Below are 15,325 nucleotides of genomic sequence, written 5' to 3'. Positions count from 1 at the left end.
ATAGAAATTTCATTGTACGATAGATTTAAAAAGTATTTTGAATATCTAAACACTGGTTATAAAGGTTCACGATATGAAGTATACGCTTATAATGGAGGTCTATTTAAACATGATGAAATTCTGAATTCGTAAAAATTGATGATGAATTATTGTACAAACACACTTTAAGGCTCTCAGAATATAATTTTGAAAGTGAAGTGGATGTGAAGCATTCTTGGCCACATTTTTGAAAACTCCCTTAATCAAATAGATGAAATAAAAGCTAAATCTGAAGGAGAGGATTTTGATAAAATAAAAAGTAGAAGAAAAAAAGATGGTGTTTTTTATACACCAAAGTATATTACAAAATATATGGTGGACAATACCATCGGAAAGTTGTGTACTGATAAAAAAATTGATCTCAAAATAAGTGAAGAAGAATATATTTATAATAAGTCAAGAAAGAAGATAACTACCCAAGAATTACTTAATAAGATAACTGATTATAGAAATTGGCTTTTGCAGATCACCATTTGTGATCCTGCTTGTGGATCAGGAGCATTTTTAAATCAGGCTTTAGATTTTTTAATTAATGAACATAGAAATCTTGATCAGCTACAAGCTAAACTCTTTGGAGATACTCTGATAATCAGTGATATTGAAAAAAGTATTTTAGAAAATAATTTGTTTGGAGTAGATATAAACGAAGATGGAGTTGAAATAGCTAAGCTCTCTCTATGGCTTAGAACTGCTCAACCAAATAGAAAAATTAAATGATCTAAGTAATAATATCAAATGTGGCAACTCTTTAATTGATGACTCAGAAGTTGCAGGTGAAAAAGCATTTAATTGGAAAAAGGAATTTCCACAAGTTTTTGAAAATGGTGGCTTTGATGTTGTCATTGGTAATCCTCCTTATGGTGCTTTTATCGATAAAGCATCCAAAGAGTTTTATCAAAGTAAAATGAAATCTTTCCAAGGAAATTTTGAAATTTATTTCTTTTTTATAGAATTAATAAGTCTCATTTTAAAAACCAATGGTAAAATTGGATTTATTACTCCTGATACCTGGATAAATATACCGCAGGCCAAAAAATTAAGGGAGCATATATTAATTAATTATGGGATAAATAATTTTGTCATTTTTAAAAACTCAGTATTTGAAGACGCAAGTGTTAATGCAATTATTTTCATTCTTACTTACAAAAGACTCAATGAAGTATGCGAAATTATCTTATTTGATTCAAAATCTAGTGGTTCAATTAATGACATCAAAAATAAAAAATCTGGACTGATTGAAAATTGGAAAAATTCAGAAGATAAACAATTTCAGGTTATCCAGAATGAAATAGATATTCAAATTATTGAGAAAATAAATTCTGTTTCAATTAAAGGAGAAATCTTTCTTGACGTTTGTCAGGAATTGTTCCATATTCAACTGAGCATTTAACTAAAGATGAAGTAAAAAGCAGAATTTATCATAGTGATAGAAAAATAGATGATAATTATGGATTATGGATACAAGGTAGGTCAATAAAAAGATATGGAATAAGTATAATTAGGGAAGAATATTTAAATTATGGAAAATGGCTTCATAGAGCAAGAAAGTTTAAGTATTTTTTTGAAGATAGAATATTAATCCAAGAAATCACAGGTGGCAACCCTCCGAGAATTTCAGCAGTAAACTATTCTGGAAAACTATTTCATGACCCAGGAATAATTTCTTGTTTGAATATTTCTAACTTAAACACAAAATATTTATTAGCCCTCATAAATTCAAAGTTGATTTCTTGGTACAATTATATGACTTCACCAAAAGGAAATAGATTGACATTTCCGAAAATATTAATTGGGGATATTAGAAAACTACCAATTATTGAATCTAATTTGGAAAAACAACAAGCATTTGTTGAAAAAACAGAAGGAATGCTTTCTTTGAATAAAGATTTACAGAAAGTTTCTCTTGATTTCCAAAGAACTTTACTGAGGAAATTTAATTTCGAATCATTATCCAATAAGATAGAAGAATGGTATATGTTAACTTATTCAGAATTTATTAAAGAGTTAGGTAAAAAGAAAATAAAACTTTCTTTATCTGAAGAAGTTGAATGGGAAGAATACTTTTTAAAAGAATCTGGTAAGGCATTTGACATAAAATCAAGACTTGAATCAACAGATAAGGAAATTGACCAAATGGTTTATCAATTATATGGATTAACAGAAGATGAAATAAAAATAGTTGAAGGCAATTGAAGATATTCTCCATTATCAGAAAATCATTGTTGCTTTATCAGAAACAGATAGGATAATGAAGGAGATTGATTTGATTAAATTTTGAATTATTTTAATAATGAATAAGACTTTAAAATATTGAAATATTAATTCACAGATATTTTCAAATATGGTTATAATTAAAAAAGCAACAAGAGAATTACTTAATTCAATTATTTAAAAATATTCCTTTTGACCCAGTAATTATTGAGGCACTTGATAAACAATTGGAAGGAGACATTATTAACTGTATAGTTGAAAATAATAATGCGGTTGGGTATTGCATCTACACTAAAAATGATGATAATAATCAATTAATAATTGGCATAAATCAGGAATTCACAAGGAAAGGTTATGGTTTTTCTCTTGCAAAACAAACAATTGAAGAAGCATTTAAAGTCTCCAAGGTGAATGTCATAAGAATTAAAACATTAATTGAAAGACCTTCTAATAAATTAGCTTATAAATTAGGATTTGTTGAAACCAAAAGAGATGCTAAAGAAATATTTTATGAACTTAAAATGAAAGAATTTTCTTTAAATTGAAAATGCTTTATTTAAATTGAACAAAATGAGTGAGCCAAAAAATTCACATTTCGTTTCAAAAGTTTATCTTAACAATTTTTCTTTTGATGAGAATGGAAATTTATATTCCTTGTCAATTAAATCACCCTATCCGAAAATAAAAGTTAAAGAGCGCAATATATCTCAAATTTGTTATGAAGAAGATATTTATAAAATTAAAACTGATAAAGTTTTAAAAGATATTTTAGTACTGATCCTAATTATATAGAAAAGAATCTTTCAGTTATGAGACTAAATTTTAAATAGCATTAAATCTAAAATTGAAAATTGTGATAATCTTGAGATTGAAGATGCCAGAAACTTTATAAAAGCAATTACAAGCATTAAGTATAGAAATACATCTGTAAAAGAGAAAATATTTGATCAAGATTTTTTAATGAATTCTAAAAATAATAATTTCAATCTCTTTAAGGATCATTTAAGGACAAATGGCATTCCAATTGATGAAAACCCAAATTTTATTAGATTTTTTGAATTAGCTGAAGAAGCCGTTTCTCATCAATTGAAAAATGAAAATGTTGTTTCTGATATTTATAATCAAACAATAATTGAAATAGAAACTGGTACAAATAGTATTAATAATTATGTGGTTGATGAATTGTTAAAGTGCCATATTACAATTTTATGTACTTCAAAGTTAATGCCATTTATTACAAGCGATAATCCAGGTTTTGTATTGCATCCAAATGGAAAAATAGAAACACCATTTTAACGAACGCAGAGGCATTTGTTTTTCCCTTAACTCCTACAAGGTTAATAATAATAAATCTTAAGATTTAGATTCATCTAGCTCTACAATAAAGAAAATCACTTATACAGATACAAATGAAGATGAAATAAAAAAGATTTATATAGCATCTATCAATGTTGCCAAAGAAAAATATTTTCAAACAATTTTGATGTTTTGGAAGGGCTTAAACTAAAATATCATCATAATTTTATTCTCAAAAATAGCCATGAAAAACTATTTTAAATTATAAGTTCAAATCTATATTAAACCTAAATCATGGTTAAAGAAGAAACAAAACTAGATTTATTTCTACTTGCATTATATAATGCTTCAAAAAATTCAGAAAAGAATGAACACTTTTATGCCTTTAGCCTGATTGATAAATATAATCTACCTATTGAAAAAAGAGAAGTTCGAAGAATAGTTCAAGCTCTTGAAAATAAGGGTTTATTACATCCATTCTATATTGTTGACAATGCAAACGTAAAGTTGTTGTCTGGTGGTTATATTTACTGTGAGAAAGATTCATTTACTTCACCAAATACTCCCACTAAGGATCTGTATATTTACATAGTTGAAGAGAATAAAAATAGATTTGAAGCTTATACACATGAAATAAGATTATATTTTCAAGCAATCAAAAATCTTATTGCAGAAGAGCAAAATAAAAATGATCAGAATATTTTAGAATTAGCAGATTTTCTTGATGAAATGAATTCTGGAAGAGCTGAAAAAAATAAATTAAATATGTTTTTGGAAAAATTTAGAGAATATGGATCTTACTTTTCCATTTTGAAAAACATATCTGATGCCATTACTTAAAATTAGATATTAAATTTCATCGCCAACACAACTCCAAATAGGAAGTCACTTTCTGGATGATATGATTTTTTGGGATACTGGTATTAGATTTAGTACTATAAATGAATTCACTTAAACTTTTGTGATTTTTTCAAATATCTTTTTGCTGTTCTTTTAAAATTTGAATCATTCCACCAAGCATCATAATGTTTATAAAATACTTTAATAAAATCAGATCCTAATGCATTTTCAGCAAAGACAAAAGTTAAATCCTTAAAGTAATAAGCAGCATTATTATACTTAGTTTTAAAGATTTTATCTTTTGATTCAATGATTTCACTCACTTTAGACATTAGGCCCTCTGCTTCATTTTCTTCCAGGTTTTTATATGAATATCCTAAATACTCTTGATCATAATTATTGTTATTTGCATATTCATTAAAAAATACAAATAATAAACCTTTTTCTTTAACTCATCACATTGATAAAATACAGTTGTCAATTCACCGCTTTTTGATGCAGTCAGAGCATCAATTTCAACTTTAACCAATTGTCCTTCAGGAATATTAAGAATTTTTTGACAAACAAATTTTTTACTTACTTGCTCCGCAATGTCTTTATTAAATTCCCTTCTAAAAAAAAGCCCACCCAAAGAACCTCCTTCATCCTGTGCTTTCATTACTTGAGAACTCAGAGGAGAAATATTTATCAATATTAAAATGTCAAGAATCCAAAATTTTAAAATCCTTTTCATACCTAAATTTTTGATTTAACAATAAGCTTAAAACGTGCCTAATTATAATTGTACCTTGAACAAGTGAAGAATTGACATAAATATAGTAAATTCTATTTGGAACTAGTCACAATTCAATTCTATATTGAGTACTTGGAATCAGTATCCATCACTAAATTCTGACTAGTGATTTGTTCCCTAGACAGGTATTCAACTTTGAAAAATTGTCCCCACTATCACAATCTTTATAAGGAGTCAAACTTCAAACTGAAGACACTTTGCCATTCCAAAATTGCATCCAACCCTATTAAGGAATGCTGCAAAATTGGAATTCCTAAAGTCCTAAAAGTCAACAATCTAAATAGAAAATAGGTATTCAAATTATACCCATAAAAACTATCTTAAAACGCATTTATAAACTCAACAAGCGACGATCTTTTCCTTCAGGGCCAAACCTCATTTCGGAATAAAGTCCTCTTAAAATGCAGATAATCAGCTATTTAGGTTTGAACTTTGAATCTCAAAAAACTACCCCTAGCTTTAATCATATTATAGGTATCAGAAAACAAGTTGACCACCAGAGAATGCTTAACTTTATGAGATAAACCAACTAAAAATGCCTCAGATAAATCCCTACCGGATAAAGCAAGCATCAAACAGGAAAGTCTCCAATCTAGAAAGTGAAAGTTTATGTGTTGCCATTTAATAATTATCAAAGTTTAGTTCGTAAATATCGGAATTTATATTGGTGTGTTGGATAAAAACGGCTCTTCTGCAAGCTTGAGTTGTGGGTCGGCTTATGCGGCTTGCAAATGTGCCGTTATGTCTACCGTGTCGTTGTCTTTTACGCTTTTGACTAACGTCACCAACTAAGCTTGAAAATCAACAAGATGTAAATCCAAGATATTCTGATTACAGATCAAATTTAGTTATAGATTTTAGAATTCGACTTACTAATCCAAGTTTTCTTTTTTGATCCAGCATCAGACACTCTTTTGGTGGGTTATATTAAATTTCTTTAGTAATCATTGTCCATATTAATTACTGCTAGCTTTGTCGCCGTAGCTGAAACGGCATATGATGATTTGTCTATATAATTATTTCTTCATTCATTATTATTTTTTCGCTTAATAAATCCTAATATTGATGCAGTAATTAAAATTCCAATCAAATTTAGAAATGCATTCATTTTTAAATCCGAATAATATATAAATTTTACATTAAGTCCATTAACAAAAACTCTTCCAGTTAAACTTAAGTTTTTAGTTTCACAAAGATCTTCATCAGATCCGTAAAGATTTAATGTTGAAGAATGTTTATAAAATGTATCTATTTTATCAATAATTACTTCTGAAGCTGGGTGGACATTAATACTTGCATTTTCATAATAAATAATACCCTCTGAATTTGTTGCTTTCAATTTATTAAATCCTCCAAATATCTTAACCGAACTACAGTCAAATACTTTAGGTATATTATAAACAATATTTGGGCATTCCTTGGTTAGACGATCAAGAAATCTTGAATATTTTCATCATGAAATTGACACAATTTAAAGGTGTCAGGTGTATTAAAGTTGTATTTATGGATTTTATACCTTTGGAATACATTCTGAGCGTTAAGAAATGAATCAAAGAATACCACAGGGTGAGATATCTTAAGATTTAACAAATTTGACCATTCATCAAACTCTCGAATTTTTTGGATTCCTTTCGAATTGCACTATTGAAATAGAGCTCATTTTCGTAATTTTGTTCCTCTGAATATAATCTAATTAGATATTTTTTATAATAAAATTCATCTTGCTTTTCACGATATATATTATAATTGCAACTGTCCAAATTATTTTCATTTGAGAATGTCTTAACTAATAGCTTCCTGTATACCATTTTAATCCACCATAATTAGGTATAAGATTCTTTTCATATAAATCCTTTTGCAAAAAGATACCAGCAAATGACATTGATTTAATACTTAAGTAATTAATTATCATATTACTTGTGTCTTCTTTTTTTTTGGAACTTTAACTCCATTCTTTACCATATTCGCAATGACGGAATTTACCTTGTCGTGGCTTAATTTGGGAAAATCCTCATCAAAAAGAAAATTACTTGATTCCGAATTTTCTTTCTTTTCCGATTCTAAAACAGTACCGATTGAATCAGTATTTATATTTTTTAACATAGAAGCAAAGACATCAATATCAAGTGATCCTCTTCGTCCCTCAAAATTAAAATTAAGTACATTCTTTAAATCGCTTTTAGCAAGAACGCTTGAGCTAATACGGCATGAAAATGGAGTTTTTGTTTTAATAATAACTCTACAAGATGGAGCAATTTTAATAATTGTGTCTTCTAGTATTAAATATTGCGAATTATTTGAACTAAAAAAAGTTGTTCCTGACATAATATCAAGATGTGGTAGATCAAATAAATCCAGTGTTATGTAATCTTCCATTTCAACAGTGTCACCAAATTGATCCAAAAACAATCTATCATAGGCCAACCAAGAATATTTTTGTTTGGGATTAGCATGATTTAACAAACTTAGACCAGTGCTTGCATGAGTATAACTCATTTCATAGTTTGTGTATTGAACATCATTTGAAATTTGCTCTCTCATTTGAGATACTTTATACTTAAGGAGGATAATTATGAAGTAAGGCAATAGAAGAACATTTGTTTGAAGTATAAATATCAATTTTTTCATTTGTAATTATTGAAACAAATGGTTGATTATAAAATATTCCTTTTTATATATCACATATAAATTTGAATCTTCAACAAATGTATGGAGAGTAAATATTTTATTTGTACTATCTAATATAAATATATCACAATCAAACAGTATTTGCGGTATCCAATTTTGATGCTGAAGAAATGGACAAACTATATTATACGAATTAATAGTTGATTTATCGAATTTACTAGTATCAATAAGTACATTTTCAAGGCTTGCCTTATTATTATTCCCTAAAATACATGAGTATTCATTAATGGGAAAATCCCCACGACATCCACAAATTGGGCTTAAAGAAACCGGCTTTAGCTCATTTTGATCTATTTCTATATTTCCTGAAAAATTTAAATTTTAATGTAATCGTTGATTTTGGAAAGAAAATAGTAAATATGTATAAAACTAAATAATATGCTGGTACTGCCAAAACAAAACTCAAGACACCATCACGAATTAATTCCAATTTAGTATTGTTTCCATGTGAATCACTTTTGTCTATTAAATCAGGCATAATATAATTATTTCATGGTATTAATAAATTACTTAAAATTACTCAAAAGTAATCTTCTTTTGTCTTAATCCTCAATTAACTGGACATTTTTTTCTAAAGCATTTTGCTACTATTTCATAATTGTCCTGATCCTCTGTAAGGTGGAAAAACGTTGAAATTGACTGCCCTAGAACGCTTTAAAACAGCTTGTTTGATTGTAACAAAGTGAAATTAGGATAATTACTAAAAATTTCGAACTACTTAATATTGTCAGGATAAAAGAAAGAATCGCAAATTTATTTTTGTTTTAAAAGTTTATATTCTGAATAGCAATTAAATATTAATTATTGATGTTTTTGGTTTTTATGTACAATACAATATTCACTACCCTAATCTGGAGAATAATTTCATCTTCGTCCGGTTGATCTTGCTATAGCTTCATACCTTAAACTTTTTGGTTCATGCCAAATGCAATAGTTGCTACCAATATTAGCAGAATTTCCGCATTGTTTGTTTTTTCTGTTTATCCCAATGCATCTTTTAGTTTCTTGAATTATTTGCTTTGATAATGTGAATCCGTTATCAAGACTTAGGTTTAGTCTTTGAATTCCAATGCCCCCAAAGGCAATTAAAAAGCTCAAGAGGATAGTCTTCATAATAGTTGGACAAATCTTTAGCTACGAATCAAATATAAGTAATTTTCCTTAATTTTAAAAATTCAGGCTGCTTGAATGAACCGATTAGACTCAAGAGTGCTTTTTATCATAATTTCTTAATTCACATATTCTGGTAGAGGGTATAAAACTTATCAGAACGTCCAGAATCAGAAGATTTGGTGAAATCAAGATAATTTGATGTTAGGTTTAAGAATTGAACTTGGTAATTCATTGGAATCGTGTTATAAAATCGAAGGTATTGCTATTTCAAATTGAAATTGAGCATGGCTTTCTGAGTTAAACCCTTTCTATTATAAAGTGCATAGGGTATCTTTTGAATTACCCCTCCCTATTTAATACTAATTCCAAAATGTAGGTTACAAGATTTTGATATCAGATGAATGCATTGCTATCATTTGATAACTTAAACTGAAAATGGAAAATTGCCATAAAATAAATGCTCTATCCTTAAAAACCGCACCTCTTAACGCACCTATAAATATAAAATATTATATTATATTGTTAATCAATATATATTTTCAAGTCCGCTCTCGACCTCAACAATCACAAATCCCCTTATTCTCCCGGATAAGGGGATTTTTATTTTAGGTTACATAGCTTTAAGGAACAGCAAAATTCCTTTTATTTTACCAACAACAATTTATTGCTAATTGCCTTTCCATTAAATTGGATTAAACAGGAATAATTACCGGCAGGCATATTGCTTGCATCCCATTCCACTTCATGCGTTCCACTTTCCTCAATTTTATTAATTAGCTCAGCGCATTGAATTCCATTCGTATTGTAAATGGTAACTTTTACCCATCCTTTTGCAGGTAGCTGATAGCTGATTTTTGTATTGTTTTGAAATGGATTTGGAAAATTCTTGTTTTTCAAATCATAGATTGATTTTTCATTGTCAACTGATGTCAATACGGCCAACACGCTGGTTTCCCATGATGTGCCTACCCGAATTCCGTCGATTTTAATGTCACAACCATGCATCCCTGTTTGTGCATAATTATTGCTTAAACAAACAAATGCTTGCCCTGTGAAATCATCCCCATCGATGGTTCCTGCCAGTGGAATATTCGGTTCTACAGGGGGTACTCCATTTGTAAATACATACAATCTGGAGGAATCATTGCTTGTGCCTGGATAAATGGCATATTTTAATACCACAAGGTAGGTTTTATGTATTTCAAAAGTCGAAGTACTAAAATCTACTTTTCCAATCTTCCGAACGCCCATGTTAAAGCTGGTATCAGATAGCCTTTTAATATGTAAAGCAGTATTAAGATTGGTGCCACCGGTATTTGGATTGAATGAAATACAGTATCCTTGTGTAAGTGTTGTAGGCAGGCTATCAACTTTAAATAATAAAGACATGTATGCTGCACCTGAAGTAATGTCTGAACTAAATCTTCTCAAAATGACATCCCCTTCACCCGCATTTTTGATTTGGCTGCAATTCCCACGACCCGATCCAACATAACCATCATATTCAAGTCCAGGAGAAACTACTTTAATATTGAAATCTGAATTTATACCACTGCGATACCAATTGCCTAAATTTTCTAAACTATCAATAGGATCAAAAATAAAATCTTCTGTAAGCACATTTTGGGAATACAAACTGAACCCACCAAGAAGGGTAAAAAATAAAGACAGATAGACATTTTTCATTGCAATATGTTTTTTAATTAATTTTTTGTTAAAAGCCGATTTAAGGTCACTATATAATTCATTTGAAATATTAAAGAACAAAATTAAAAATCTTTTAAATAAACACTAATTTTTATTAAAATTCTAATCTTAAGAATTCCGCATCCGTTCAATGACTTATTTAATAAAATGAGTCCTATTCTAACAAATTGATTCTACGCTGATCTTGTTACAACATACCTAGTGACTGATATTTAATTTTTACCTTTACGCAAATCTTTTGCCATGCCTTTATATAAATTAACCATGTATTTGGTATCCTTAATGATATCCTCCTTTTTCCTTTCATGCGAAAAAGATCCGGAAACGATTATAAAAACAGTAACCGTGACCGATACCTTAGTGATCCATAAAACAGATACGGTAATTCTAAAACAATACATTGAGGATTCTGCAACGACGTTTATTTTATCTCGGCATGCTGAAACTACTGGGATCGGTACAGATCCAGCTCTCAGCGTTGTAGGACAAGAGCGAGCCACTGAATTGGCCCGAGTTTTAAAAAATACTAAAATTCAGGCTGTGTATTCTACAAACTACAACCGCACCAAAGAAACAAGTTCAAAAATTGCATCCAATAATGCAGTGTCCACTCAAATTTATGACCCTGCTAAATTGGATGAATTGGTAAATACCCTTTTGAATCAATACCACAACCAGGTTGTTTACATTGCAGGACATTCAAATACCACCAATGTCTTACTCAATATTCTGACAGGCACGAATGCATATAGCAACATTCCAGATTCTGAATATGACAATCTTTATATAGTCAATGTTAGTTCTAAAGGACGTGCAAAGGTTTTGCATTTGAAATATGGAAAATAATTTTAATCCCTTTTCTTAATGCTTGCTGTTTTAAAATTGAATCCAATTGATTCAATGGTCTATTTAAAATTCAAATTAATAGTGTCAGTACATTTATAAACATTCCCAGTAGAAGTTATAACAAGATACTTCTGTTTATCCTAATTAAAAAGATTAAGTCTCACTCTATATAATTTAATGCTGAATTATGTAAAATGCTGCATTAAACCTTTTGTTACTCGTTAAGTCTAATCGAAAGATACAATTTTATAAACCGTATTGATAGAAATTATGAAACACAACGCAATCTTTATTCTGTTCCTTGTTATTAATTTAGTCTTCATGAATTCCTGCGTTAAGGACCGGGACGAATTAACCAATAATTTTGTCCTGGCTTCAGAAGATCTCACTGCTCAACAAGATCTATTAGATGCCAATGAACTAGAAATAACTGAACAAATTGATTTGGGTCTGATCGCAATGACCACCCGATCGTTTCCTACCCGTAGCTGGGCCAATCCCAAAGGCAGCTATCCGAATACACTGACCATTGACTATGGTCCCACTGGAGTTAAAGATGCGTACAACCGAATCCGAAAAGGCAAACTCATTATCTTTATTTCAGCTCCTATCCACAATGCCGGTTCCGTTCGTGAAGTGCAACACGAAGATTTTTATATAGATGATGTAAACGTTCAAGGCAAGGTAGTTTTACTAAACCAAGGGCCAAATAATGCGGGTCAAAATGAATTTCTTCGCACAGTATCAGGAAGAACCTTAATTTTTCCTTCCAATAAATCAATTGGCTGGAATGCCACTCAAATTATTACTCAGTTGGATGGAAATGCAACTCCTGAACTGCGGCTTGACGATGTTTGGTCCATTCTAAGTGCCTCCTCAGGAGTAAATAGAAATGGAACAAATTTTACAGTTACAAGCTCAAAAAAATTGATTTACAAATTTACCTGCCCATGGATTGTTGAAGGCTCAATTACACTATCAATAGAAGGCAAAACACTGAGCATCGATTATGGAAATGGCATTTGCAATAATATTGCTATACTCACCTTACCCGATGGCAATACCCGAGAAATTTTAATCCGTAGATGGTGGTAATCAACTATATGTATTCATAACAAAGCCAATGAACGTTTTTTCATTGGCTTTGTTATGAATACCTGTTGCAGTTCAATTCAATCTGAATATTCAAATTCAGAAATTAACATATTACTCAAATGTATATAATCGTTTAGGGGATCTGCAAAAAAATAAAATTAATACAATTTCATTTTTTTATAGTAATTTAGATACTTGAATTGAGCTTCATCGGCTTTTATAACTAGTTAAATATCAGGAAATTAGCTGTTTTTTGCTTCCTGCCATGAATCAAGTTATCTATCCGACTTAATTAAAGTCTGAATACAAACTTCTCTTTCAATATTCAATTACCTTTTAAACGCTAATTAGCAGAAACCTTGTGTGCTACTAAAGTTTCAATCTGCTACTCCTAAATGAGCATTTTAAGGTGCATAATTTTAGATTAATGGTTTGATTTTCAACAAATTAGAACCTTATACCCATTCTAAAACTACTGGGCTTCTCAGTATCCTCGTGAATAGGAATTTAATTTTGATTTGTTCAAACCTTCTTCAAAAACAAAAATAAATACCTATGATTCTTTTACACATGCCAGGTATAGGGCTCACTCATTCAGAAATGGAATCCCTAAAATCCAAAAAAATGCTCAATCAGCTTTTGGATACTATTGAAAACGAACTGTCTTGCAATAACTACAGTTGGCGCACTATAAAATCGTATCGCTCCCATCTATTTCAGTTTATAAGTTATCTTATTGAAACCTCAGAACTAAATTTAAATGAGCAAATCATTGAACAATATCTTAAATCAAAGCAACGTCAAAAAAAATGGTCCGTTTCAACCCAACAACAGGCACTCAATGCAATTTTATACTATTCTAATACCATACTCCAGAAACCTTTGAATGTCTCCAACATCCGCCCAAAAACTACATTTAAATTACCTGAACTCCTCAATAATAAAGAACTCGAACTGGTTCTCAATGAAATGCATAATCTGAAACACCGATGCATGATTCTGTTGACTTACTCTTCTGGCCTTCGATTGAGTGAATTAATCAACCTTAAACTATCAGATATTAAATTCAATCTCAATAGAATCTTGATACGGAGTTTTACGAAAGGTCCACACTACTCCATACTGTCTCCAAAAATACTGGAACTGCTTAAGCAATATATTTATGAATACTATGTAAGCGATTGGCTTTTTGAAGGTCGAAATGGAAATGCATGCTCCGGTAGAAGTGTGGAATCCATGTTTAAAAAATTCCTTACTAAACTTAAAATACAAAAACGGATCACCATCCAAACCCTTAGACATTGTTTCGCAGTACATCTTTTAGAATCCGGACTTGGTATCCAGGAACTTCAATCACTTATGGGACACCAAAGTAAAAAAACCACTACCATGTATTTGCATCTAGCCAGAAAATCCAATCTAACTATTTTAAGTCCATTAGATCAAATACAACTAAAAAAGTTCGTTAACTCATCCGAAATTGAATAGATTAACGAACAATAAGAAAAATGTAATCCGAATATTTGAATTTTAAACTCAAATCAAGCCTAAAAATTGATTCACCAGGTCCACATTGGACATTAATTTTTACTAATTATTAAAATATTTATTCATATGAAACCAACAATGTTAATTGCATTTGTATGCTGCTGCATTACACTAAACGCACAAGAAAAGCTAAGCGTAAAATATCAGGCAGACAAGCATTTGCTTACGGTCATGGCACAAAATGCTGAAATCGCAGATTTTTTAGAGGCTTTATCGAAGGAAAATTTTCAACTCTTTATTGTTGATCTTGACCGACCGTTCAAGGTTAGTGGTAATTTCAATGCAGTACCTGTTGATGAAGTACTGGAGAAGTTAATCCCCTCACGATACCATTATTATTACCGGCTCTCTGAAGAAGCAGAAAAAACAGCTTTTGAGCAAAATAACTTCAAGAAGTTTCAAAGCACCGACCTAAAACAGGAAGGAGATATGACAGGTGGAACTGCTGGACCCACCACCATTCTTGTACCTCCTGGACAACTACAAAATCTAAATGATAAACTAAGAATTAAACCAGTTGTAGGCAATCGGGATGATGCCTTAAGGACAAAACCTAAATTGATTGGAACAGGAAGTATGATGGCCGCAACTAAAGTCAAACCAGGCATCCCTCCAATTATCGATAAAGAAGAAATTCTTAATCCGCCAGTTAGCATCCCTGAACATTTAGTTGTAACTTTTAAAATTACAAAGACAGGAATCGTCGCTGTTGCTGCTTCATATGAAGCGGGTGCGTATGTCGCTCCGGATGAAAAGTCCGCTCGTGGCGATCATGCATTAATTGGAATTGAAAATGAAGACATCGTATTGGTAGAACCTTTGGACGATCCCTTAGAAGCTCATTCCATTTTTGATCCGGAAAAACAAATTGAACATGGATCCTTTAAACAAGATGAAAACTACATAACTGTAAAAATGCCTAAAAAATATGATCAACTTATAAATTCAAACCGTTTAAAACTGCAATTCGGAAAAATAAATGAGATGGATAAAGAAAGAATCTATTTAAATACCCGATTAAAAAAATTAAAACTTAGCGACTTGAATAATGCATTTGAATTAAAACGCAGCTCATCAAAATTAGACCTTGGCAATATCCGAATTCAGAAAAGAAAATTAAATTAAAAATACCCATTACGTATTACTGAT

Annotated in this window: 14 protein-coding genes and 1 pseudogene; 10 read left to right on the top strand and 5 right to left on the bottom strand. The window is 30.3% G+C overall.

Features of this window, described 5'->3' with window-relative positions; genetic code table 11:
* From IPK91_12340 to IPK91_12315, 6 genes and pseudogenes are all read left to right on the top strand, one after another.
* A pseudogene (locus tag IPK91_12340) lies at window positions 1-1,429 on the top strand (N-6 DNA methylase).
* Window positions 1,393-2,232: a hypothetical protein gene (locus tag IPK91_12335; protein ID MBK8298041.1), complete on the top strand. Its 840-nt coding sequence runs from the start codon at window positions 1,393-1,395 to the stop codon at window positions 2,230-2,232. The pseudogene IPK91_12340 and the gene IPK91_12335 overlap by 37 nt, the downstream one beginning before the upstream one ends.
* Window positions 2,233-2,477: 245 nt before the next feature.
* A complete protein-coding gene (locus IPK91_12330; protein ID MBK8298040.1) occupies window positions 2,478-2,795 on the top strand; it encodes a GNAT family N-acetyltransferase in 318 nt (105 codons plus the stop codon).
* A 25-nt stretch (window positions 2,796-2,820) separates the two neighbouring features.
* Complete coding sequence (locus IPK91_12325; GenBank protein MBK8298039.1) at window positions 2,821-3,042, top strand: DUF4238 domain-containing protein; 222 nt, start codon at window positions 2,821-2,823, stop codon at window positions 3,040-3,042.
* A 168-nt stretch (window positions 3,043-3,210) separates the two neighbouring features.
* Window positions 3,211-3,546, top strand: a complete 336-nt coding sequence (locus IPK91_12320; GenBank protein ID MBK8298038.1) for a hypothetical protein — start codon at window positions 3,211-3,213, stop codon at window positions 3,544-3,546.
* A gap of 294 nt (window positions 3,547-3,840) precedes the next feature.
* Window positions 3,841-4,386 (top strand): hypothetical protein, encoded by a 546-nt coding sequence (locus IPK91_12315; GenBank protein ID MBK8298037.1) that lies wholly within the window; start codon window positions 3,841-3,843, stop codon window positions 4,384-4,386.
* 107 nt (window positions 4,387-4,493) lie between these two features.
* On the opposite strand, the gene IPK91_12310 is transcribed toward IPK91_12315, so the two are convergent.
* The 5 genes from IPK91_12310 to IPK91_12290 all read right to left on the bottom strand — a co-directional run bounded on the left by IPK91_12310 (window position 4,494) and on the right by IPK91_12290 (window position 10,666).
* On the bottom strand, window positions 4,494-4,709 hold the full coding sequence (locus tag IPK91_12310; GenBank protein MBK8298036.1) for a hypothetical protein: 216 nt from the start codon (window positions 4,707-4,709) through the stop codon (window positions 4,494-4,496).
* Window positions 4,710-4,762: 53 nt separating this feature from the next.
* Window positions 4,763-5,119, bottom strand: a complete 357-nt coding sequence (locus tag IPK91_12305) for a hypothetical protein (protein ID MBK8298035.1) — start codon at window positions 5,117-5,119, stop codon at window positions 4,763-4,765.
* 1,084 nt (window positions 5,120-6,203) lie between these two features.
* Window positions 6,204-6,518, bottom strand: a complete 315-nt coding sequence (locus IPK91_12300; protein ID MBK8298034.1) for a hypothetical protein — start codon at window positions 6,516-6,518, stop codon at window positions 6,204-6,206.
* A 569-nt stretch (window positions 6,519-7,087) separates the two neighbouring features.
* The gene (locus tag IPK91_12295) at window positions 7,088-7,720 is read right to left on the bottom strand and encodes a hypothetical protein (GenBank protein MBK8298033.1); all 633 of its coding nucleotides are present in this window, start codon (window positions 7,718-7,720) and stop codon (window positions 7,088-7,090) included.
* Window positions 7,721-9,622: 1,902 nt separating this feature from the next.
* Window positions 9,623-10,666 (bottom strand): T9SS type A sorting domain-containing protein, encoded by a 1,044-nt coding sequence (locus tag IPK91_12290; GenBank protein MBK8298032.1) that lies wholly within the window; start codon window positions 10,664-10,666, stop codon window positions 9,623-9,625.
* A gap of 264 nt (window positions 10,667-10,930) precedes the next feature.
* Between IPK91_12290 and IPK91_12285 the strand changes: the two genes are divergently transcribed.
* From IPK91_12285 to IPK91_12270, 4 genes are all read left to right on the top strand, one after another.
* On the top strand, window positions 10,931-11,533 hold the full coding sequence (locus IPK91_12285; protein ID MBK8298031.1) for a histidine phosphatase family protein: 603 nt from the start codon (window positions 10,931-10,933) through the stop codon (window positions 11,531-11,533).
* Between the two features lie 321 nt (window positions 11,534-11,854).
* Window positions 11,855-12,628: a hypothetical protein gene (locus IPK91_12280; GenBank protein MBK8298030.1), complete on the top strand. Its 774-nt coding sequence runs from the start codon at window positions 11,855-11,857 to the stop codon at window positions 12,626-12,628.
* 624 nt (window positions 12,629-13,252) lie between these two features.
* The gene (locus tag IPK91_12275; GenBank protein MBK8298029.1) at window positions 13,253-14,116 is read left to right on the top strand and encodes a tyrosine-type recombinase/integrase; all 864 of its coding nucleotides are present in this window, start codon (window positions 13,253-13,255) and stop codon (window positions 14,114-14,116) included.
* Window positions 14,117-14,242: 126 nt separating this feature from the next.
* Complete coding sequence (locus tag IPK91_12270; GenBank protein ID MBK8298028.1) at window positions 14,243-15,301, top strand: hypothetical protein; 1,059 nt, start codon at window positions 14,243-14,245, stop codon at window positions 15,299-15,301.
* Window positions 15,302-15,325 lie beyond the last annotated feature (24 nt).

It is taken from the genome of Saprospiraceae bacterium (assembly GCA_016712145.1).
Lineage (GTDB): Bacteria > Bacteroidota > Bacteroidia > Chitinophagales > Saprospiraceae > Vicinibacter.
Note: the sequence above shows the minus strand (reverse complement) of the source record. Positions and strands in the feature narration are given on the sequence as shown.